The organism is Cronobacter sp. 153480017-3, assembly GCF_053627815.1.
Map to the genome: position 1 here is coordinate 81,464 of NZ_JBSEYN010000013.1, position 7,671 is coordinate 89,134.

Sequence of the window (7,671 nt, forward strand, 5' to 3'; positions counted from 1 at the left end):
GTCTGACTCACACCCGCTCAAAGACCGTCGCGATGCCCTGGCCCAGGCCAATACACATCGTGGCAAGGCCAAGCTCGGCGTCGCGGCGCTCCATCAGGTTAATCAGCGTGGTGCTGATACGCGCGCCGGAGCAGCCAAGCGGGTGGCCGAGCGCTATCGCGCCGCCGTTAAGGTTGATCTTCTCGTCGATCTGCTCCATCAGGCCCAGATCTTTAATGCAGGGCAGGATCTGCGCGGCAAAGGCTTCGTTCATCTCAAACAGATCGATATCGCTCGCGGTCAGACCGGCTTTTTTCAGCGCCAGCTTCGAGGCGGGCACCGGGCCGTAACCCATAATCGACGGATCGCAGCCTACTACCGCCATAGAACGGATACGGGCGCGCGGGGTCAGGCCGAGTTCACGGGCGCGCGATTCGCTCATGACCAGCATCGCCGCCGCGCCGTCGGAGAGCGCTGACGAGGTGCCCGCCGTGACCGTACCGTTTGCCGGGTCGAACGCCGGTTTCAGCTGCGACAGCCCTTCGGCGGTGGTTTCCGGGCGGATCACTTCGTCAAAGTCGTAGCGCTTAAGCACGCCGTCGGCGTCGTGGCCGCTGGTCGGAATGATTTCCTGTTTAAAATGCCCGGCCTGTGTGGCGGCCCAGGCGCGCTGATGCGAGCGAGCGGCGAAAGCGTCCTGCATTTCACGGCTGATGCCGTGCATACGTGAAAGCATCTCCGCCGTTAGCCCCATCATGCCCGCGGCTTTCGCGACGTTACGGCTTAAGCCCGGATGAAAATCGACGCCGTGGTTCATCGGCACATGGCCCATGTGTTCCACGCCGCCCACCAGACAAACGCTGGCGTCACCGGTCATGATCATCCGCGCGGCGTCGTGCAGCGCCTGCATTGACGAACCGCACAGACGGTTGACCGTCACCGCGGGCACGCTGTGCGGGATTTCCGCCAGCAACGCGGCGTTGCGGGCGATGTTAAAACCCTGCTCCAGCGTCTGCTGCACGCAGCCCCAATAGATGTCGTCGATAGCGCTGGCTTCCAGTTGCGGGTTACGCGACAGCAGGCTGCGCATCAGGTGTGCGGAAAGATCTTCCGCGCGCACCTGACGGAACGCGCCGCCTTTGGAACGGCCCATCGGGGTGCGGATAGCATCAACAATTACAACCTTTTCCATTCGTCACTCCTTAAGCCGTTTGCAGTTCGCCTACCGGTTGGGCAGGTTCAACCTGGGGATAATAAGGCGCATTGTGGCTCGCTTTATCGCGAAGCCCCGCTGGCGCTTCATAAAGCGGGCCGAGATGCTGATAATGCTGCGCCATATCGAGGTATTTCGCGCTGCCCTGCGTATCCAGCCAGCGGAACGCGCCGCCGTGGAACGGCGGGAAGCCGAGACCGTAGACCAGTGCCATATCCGCCTCGGCCGGGCTTGCGATAATGCCTTCTTCCAGGCAGCGCACCACTTCGTTGACCATCGGAATCATCATGCGCGCCACGATCTCTTCATCGCTGAACGCGCGCTTCGGCTGGCTCACTTCGGCAAGCAGGCTGTCTACCGCGTCATCCGGCACTTTGCGCGGTTTGCCTTTGCTGTCTTCCTGATAGGCATAGAAACCTTTACCGTTTTTCTGTCCGAAGCGACCGGCGTCAAACAGCGCGTCGATAGCATCGCGGTAATCTTTTTGCATGCGCTGCGGGAAGCCCGCCGCCATCACGGCCTGCGCGTGATGCGCGGTGTCGATGCCGACAACATCCAGCAGGTACGCCGGGCCCATCGGCCAGCCGAACTGTTTCTCCATCACTTTGTCTATCTGGCGGAAGTCGGCGCCGTCGCGCAGTAGCTGGCTGAAACCGGCAAAGTAGGGGAACAGCACGCGGTTAACGAAGAAACCAGGACAGTCATTCACCACAATCGGCGTTTTGCCCATTTTGCTGGCCCAGGACACCACTTTCGCAATCGTGGCGTCGGAGGTTTTCTCTCCGCGGATTACTTCAACCAGCGGCATACGGTGCACCGGGTTAAAGAAGTGCATGCCGCAGAAATTTTCCGGGCGCTTCAGCACGCTTGCCAGCTCGCTGATAGGAATCGTCGAGGTATTGGAGGCAATCACGGTATCCGGGCGGACTTTTTCTTCGGTTTCCGCCAGCACCGCTTTTTTCACCTTCGGGTTTTCGACCACCGCCTCGACGACCACGTCAGCGCGCTCAAAGCCGGCGTAATCCAGCGTCGGATGGATGGTGGCGATAACGCCTGCGAGCTTCAGCCCGTCGATTTTGCCGCGCTCCAGCTGTTTATTCAGCAGCTTGCTGGCTTCGCTGATGCCGAGCGTCAGTGATTTCTCATTAATGTCTTTCATAATGACCGGCACGCCTTTCCAGGCGGACTGGTAAGCGATGCCGCCGCCCATAATGCCTGCGCCCAGTACCGCGGCCTGTTTCGGCGTCTCGGTCTCTTTGGTCAGTTTTTTCGCAAGGCCTTTGACGTACTGGTCGTTTAAAAAGATGCCGACCAGCGCGCGCGCTTCGCTGGAGCGCGCCAGCGGCACAAAGCTTTTATTCTCCAGCGCCAGTGCTTCATCACGGCCCAGCCCTGCGGCCGCTTCGATGGTTTTCACCGCCGTCATCGGTGCCGGGTAGTGTTTGCCCGCGGTCTGCATCACCATGCCTTTGGCGATGGTAAAGCTCATAGTCGCTTCGATTTTACTTAAGCGCAGCGGTTCAAGCTTCGGCTGGCGGCGGGCTTGCCAGTCGAGCTCGCCGTCGATGGCCTGGCGCAGCATACGCAGCGCGCCCTCGATCAGTTTTTCCGGTTTCACGACCGCATCAACCAGGCCCACTTTTAGCGCCGCGTCAGCGGTGATGTCTTTACCGGCCGCGATGATTTCCAGCGCGCTGTCAGCGCCCAGCAGACGAGGCAGGCGTACCGAACCGCCAAAGCCCGGCATGATGCCAAGTTTTGTTTCCGGCAGGCCGATACGGGCATCCGGCGTGGCGAGACGGAAATCGGTCGCCAGCACGCATTCACAGCCGCCGCCTAACGCGTAGCCGTTTATGGCGCAAAGGGTCGGCACCGGCAGATCTTCAAGACGGTTAAATACGCTGTTGGCAAAGTGCAGCCACTGGCTTAATTGCTCAGCAGGCACCTGGAACAGCGAGAGGAATTCGGTAATGTCGGCGCCGACGATAAACGCGGCTTTTTCCGAGCGCAGCAGCAGGGCTTTGAGATCGTGCTGTTTTTCCAGCACGTCGAGCGCATGGCCAAGGCTTGCTACGGTCGCGGTATCAAGCTTATTCACCGAGCCGGGGGCATCGAACACCAGTTCGGCAATGCCGTCTTCCAGCCAGTTAAGGTACAGGGTGTCGCCTTTGTAGAGCATGTCGGTCTCCTGAATCCAGCAAGGGGATCTGGTCGTACCAGATGAAGCGGAGTGTGGAGTTGATGTTAATGAAATGCAAATTACTGTTTAAATATTTGCAAACGCGATCACGGATGGTGGAAAACGCTCAGGGAATAAACCGGTGTGCTAAGATGCCGGAGTTGAGAGCTCAAACTTTAAAGGTAAAGTATGGATTCGCTGACCACCCTCTATAAAAATCATCTGGATACGCTCCAGGAGCGTACCCGCAACGTGCTTGCCCGCTTTAATCTGGACGCGCTGCTTATCCATTCCGGGGAGCTGTTTAATGTCTTTTTAGACGATCATCCGTATCCGTTTAAGGTGAATCCGCAGTTCAAAGCGTGGGTGCCGGTGACGCAGGTGCCAAACTGCTGGTTGCTGGTGGATGGCGTGAACAAGCCGAAGCTGTGGTTTTACCTGCCGGTGGATTACTGGCATAACGTCGAGCCGCTGCCGAGTGCGTTCTGGACGGAAGAGATAGACATTATCGCGCTGCCGAAAGCCGATGACATCGGCGGTCAGCTGCCTGCCGCGCGTGGCAACATCGCGTACATTGGCCCGGTGCCGGAGCGCGCGCTGAAGCTGGACGTCCCGGCGGATAAAATTAACCCGAAAGGCGTGATTGATTATCTGCACTTTTACCGCGCGTATAAGACAGATTACGAACTGGCCTGCATGCGCGAAGCGCAGAAGACGGCGGTTAACGGCCATCGCGCTGCGCATGAGGCGTTTCTGTCAGGCATGAGCGAGTTTGATATTAACCTCGCGTACCTGACCGCGACCGGCCATCGCGATACCGATGTGCCTTACAGCAATATCGTGGCGCTTAATGAGCACGCCGCCGTGCTGCATTACACCCGGCTCGATCACCGCGCGCCGTCTGAGATGCGCAGCTTCCTGCTGGACGCGGGCGCCGAATATAACGGTTATGCAGCCGATTTGACCCGCACCTGGGCGGCCGACGGCGACAGCGATTTCGCGGCTTTGATTAAAGACGTGAATGAAGAACAGCTGGCGCTGATTGGCACCATGAAAGCGGGCGTCAGTTATATCGATTACCACATTCAGTTCCATCAGCGCATCGCGAAGCTGCTGCGCCGTCATCAGATTGTCACGGACATTAGCGAAGAAGCGATGGTGGAAGCCGACATTACCGGGCCGTTTATGCCGCACGGTATCGGGCATCCGCTGGGCTTGCAGGTGCATGATGTCGCGGGCTTTATGCAGGACGATACCGGCACGCATCTGGCTGCACCGGCGAAATATCCGTATCTGCGCTGCACGCGCGTATTGCAGCCGCGTATGGTGCTGACGATTGAGCCGGGCATTTACTTTATTGAGTCGCTGCTGGTGCCGTGGCGAGAAGGCCCGTTCAGCAAGCACTTCAACTGGCAGAAAATCGAGGCGCTGAAGCCGTTCGGCGGTATCCGTATTGAGGATAACGTGGTGATTCACGAGCACGGCGTGGAAAACATGACCCGGGATCTGAAGCTCGCCTGATGGAGAGCTGGCCTGTTCCGGCCTCGCCGGTGATCTTTACGGAAGAGATTAAAAAGAGCCGCTTTATTACGTTGCTCGGCCATACCGAGGGCGTGGAAGCGGCCAAAGCGTTTGTTGCGCAGGCGCGCGTCGATTACCCGGATGCCAGGCATTATTGCCAGGCGTGGGTGGCGGGCGCGCCCGATGATTCGCAGCAACTCGGGTTCTCGGACGACGGCGAACCAGCGGGCACGGCCGGAAAACCGATGCTGGCGCAGCTGATGGGCAGCGGCGTTGGCGAAATCACCGCCGTGGTGGTGCGCTACTTCGGCGGCATCAAGCTTGGCACCGGCGGGCTGGTCAAAGCCTATGGTGGCGGCGTTCAACAGGCGTTAACGCGGCTTGAAACGACACTCAAAGTGCCGCTGACGGAATATACTTTGCTGTGCGATTACGCGCAGCTCGCGGGTGTAGAAGGGCTGCTCGGTCAGTTTAACGGCAAGGTGGTTGAAAGCGCGTTTCAGGCCAATGTGGCGTTGCGCGTGGCGCTTCCGCATACGCAGGTGGCGGCTTTTTCGGCAAAGCTTGCCGACTTTAGCCGTGGTGCATTGCATTTGTTGTCGGTTGAATAATAATCCTCTCCTTCATTTTGATTCCAAAGGAAACGGCAGATGCATTTTCGCGCCATTACCCGAATCGTTGGTCTACTGGTTATCCTGTTTTCCGGGACAATGATCATTCCCGGCCTGGTAGCCCTGCTATACCGCGACGGCGCGGGACGCGCTTTCACCCAAACCTTTTTTGTCGCGCTGGCTATCGGCGCGGCGCTCTGGTGGCCGAACCGTCATCAGAAGCGCGAACTGAAATCGCGCGAAGGGTTTCTTATCGTCGTGCTCTTCTGGACGGTGCTTGGCAGCGTCGGTGCGTTGCCGTTTATCTTTTCCGAGCGGCCAAACCTCACCATCACGGACGCCTTTTTCGAATCCTTTTCTGGGCTGACCACCACGGGCGCGACGACGCTGGTGGGCCTTGATTCTCTGCCGCATGCCATTCTTTTCTATCGCCAGATGCTGCAATGGTTCGGCGGGATGGGGATCATTGTGCTGGCGGTGGCGATTCTGCCTATTCTCGGCGTCGGTGGGATGCAGCTATACCGCGCTGAAATGCCGGGGCCGCTCAAAGACAACAAAATGCGCCCGCGTATTGCCGAAACGGCGAAAACGCTGTGGCTGATATATGTCTTGCTGACGGTGGCGTGCGCGCTGGCGCTGTGGTTTGCCGGAATGCCCGCGTTTGATGCGATTGGCCACAGCTTTGCCACTATCGCTATCGGCGGGTTCTCTACGCACGATGCCAGCGTGGGGTATTTCGCCAGCCCGACCATTAACACCATCATTGCTATCTTTTTGCTGATCTCCGGCTGTAACTACGGCCTGCACTTTTCGCTGCTCAGCGGGCGTAGCCTGAAGGTCTATTCCCGCGACCCGGAATTTCGCATGTTTATCGGCGTGCAGCTGACGCTGGTCTTTATCTGTACGCTGGTGCTCTGGTTCCATGATACCTACGATTCGGCGATAACGACGCTTAACCAGGCGTTTTTCCAGGTGGTGTCGATGGCGACGACGGCGGGCTTTACGACGGACAGCATCGCGAAGTGGCCGCTCTTCCTGCCGGTGCTATTGCTCTGCTCGGCGTTTATTGGCGGCTGCGCGGGTTCAACCGGCGGCGGTCTCAAGGTTATTCGTATTCTGCTGCTCTTTAAACAGGGCAACCGCGAGCTGAAAAGGCTGGTCCACCCGAACGCGGTATACAGTATTAAGCTTGGTAATCGCGCGTTGCCGGAACGTATCCTCGAAGCGGTGTGGGGGTTCTTCTCGGCGTATGCGCTGGTGTTTCTGGTCAGCATGCTGGCGATTATCGCGACCGGCGTGGACGACTTCTCGGCATTCGCCTCTGTGGTGGCGACGCTCAATAACCTTGGGCCTGGTCTTGGCGTCGTGGCGGATAACTTCGCCAGTATGAATCCCGTCGCTAAGTGGATACTCATTGCCAATATGCTTTTCGGGCGTCTGGAGGTGTTTACGCTTCTGGTGCTGTTCACCCCGACTTTCTGGCGCGAATAAGGAGATAAATGTGAAAACCTTAATTCTGTTTTCCACCCGCGACGGACAAACGCGCGAAATCGCTTTTTATATCGCGTCCCAGCTACAGGAAATGGGCGAGGCGGTGGATGTGGTTAACCTGCATCGCGCCGAAGCGCCAGACTGGACGCAATATAAGAAGGTGGTGATAGGCGCGTCGATTCGCTACGGCCATTTTCACCCGACGCTGGACGCGTTTGTGAAGCAGCATCAACAGGCGCTTAACGCGCTGCCGGGCGCGTTCTTCTCGGTAAACCTTGTGGCGCGTAAGCCAGAGAAGCGAACGCCGCAAACCAACAGCTATACGCGCAAGTTTCTGTTGAACTCACCGTGGCAGCCTGATCGCTGCGCTGTCTTTGCGGGTGCGCTGCGTTATCCGCGGTATCGCTGGTTTGACCGCTTCATGATTCGCCTGATTATGAAAATGACGGGCGGGGAAACCGATACGTCAAAAGAAGTGGTCTACACGGACTGGCCTCAGGTGGCCCTTTTTGCGCAGGAAATCGCCCGTCTGAGCCGCGATTAGTATCATTTTCCGGCGCATTGCCTGGAAAGTAAGCGAACGAAAAGTTTTTTGAAATTAGGGGTTGTCAGGCGGAAAGAACTCCCTATAATGCGCCTCCACTGACACGGCACAACGGCAAACGAGCCGGCCCGTC

Annotated in this window: 6 protein-coding genes; 4 read left to right on the top strand and 2 right to left on the bottom strand. The window is 58.1% G+C overall.

What is annotated here, in order from left to right; all coding sequences use genetic code 11:
• Nucleotides 1-7 precede the first annotated feature (7 nt).
• Both fadA and fadB read right to left on the bottom strand, forming a co-directional pair.
• Nucleotides 8-1,171 carry an acetyl-CoA C-acyltransferase FadA gene (gene fadA, locus ACUW6V_RS19990; RefSeq protein WP_004385505.1) on the bottom strand — a complete coding sequence of 388 codons (1,164 nt, stop codon included), beginning with the start codon at nt 1,169-1,171 and terminating at the stop codon, nt 8-10.
• Nucleotides 1,172-1,181: 10 nt separating this feature from the next.
• Nucleotides 1,182-3,371 (bottom strand): fatty acid oxidation complex subunit alpha FadB, encoded by a 2,190-nt coding sequence (gene fadB / locus ACUW6V_RS19995; protein ID WP_012126024.1) that lies wholly within the window; start codon nt 3,369-3,371, stop codon nt 1,182-1,184.
• A gap of 189 nt (nt 3,372-3,560) precedes the next feature.
• Between fadB and pepQ the strand changes: the two genes are divergently transcribed.
• The 4 genes from pepQ to hemG are packed head-to-tail and all read left to right on the top strand — an operon-like array spanning nt 3,561 to nt 7,538.
• Nucleotides 3,561-4,892 (top strand): Xaa-Pro dipeptidase, encoded by a 1,332-nt coding sequence (gene pepQ, locus ACUW6V_RS20000; RefSeq protein WP_012126023.1) that lies wholly within the window; start codon nt 3,561-3,563, stop codon nt 4,890-4,892.
• Nucleotides 4,892-5,503 (top strand): IMPACT family protein, encoded by a 612-nt coding sequence (locus ACUW6V_RS20005; RefSeq protein WP_007891432.1) that lies wholly within the window; start codon nt 4,892-4,894, stop codon nt 5,501-5,503. Before pepQ ends, ACUW6V_RS20005 begins: the two co-directional genes overlap by 1 nt.
• 39 nt (nt 5,504-5,542) lie before the next feature.
• On the top strand, nt 5,543-6,994 hold the full coding sequence (trkH, locus tag ACUW6V_RS20010; RefSeq protein WP_012126021.1) for a Trk system potassium transporter TrkH: 1,452 nt from the start codon (nt 5,543-5,545) through the stop codon (nt 6,992-6,994).
• A gap of 10 nt (nt 6,995-7,004) precedes the next feature.
• Nucleotides 7,005-7,538, top strand: a complete 534-nt coding sequence (gene hemG / locus ACUW6V_RS20015; RefSeq protein ID WP_004385501.1) for a menaquinone-dependent protoporphyrinogen IX dehydrogenase — start codon at nt 7,005-7,007, stop codon at nt 7,536-7,538.
• The last annotated feature ends 133 nt before the right edge of the window (nt 7,539-7,671 follow it).

What these genes read in the sequence shown, in the direction of transcription:
- fadA (WP_004385505.1), bottom strand. Translation starts at nt 1,171, where the DNA reads ATGGAAAAGGTTGTAATTGTTGATGCTATCCGCACCCCGATGGGCCGT.
- fadB (WP_012126024.1), bottom strand. Translation starts at nt 3,371, where the DNA reads ATGCTCTACAAAGGCGACACCCTGTACCTTAACTGGCTGGAAGACGGC.
- pepQ (WP_012126023.1), top strand. Translation starts at nt 3,561, where the DNA reads ATGGATTCGCTGACCACCCTCTATAAAAATCATCTGGATACGCTCCAG.
- ACUW6V_RS20005 (WP_007891432.1), top strand. Translation starts at nt 4,892, where the DNA reads ATGGAGAGCTGGCCTGTTCCGGCCTCGCCGGTGATCTTTACGGAAGAG.
- trkH (WP_012126021.1), top strand. Translation starts at nt 5,543, where the DNA reads ATGCATTTTCGCGCCATTACCCGAATCGTTGGTCTACTGGTTATCCTG.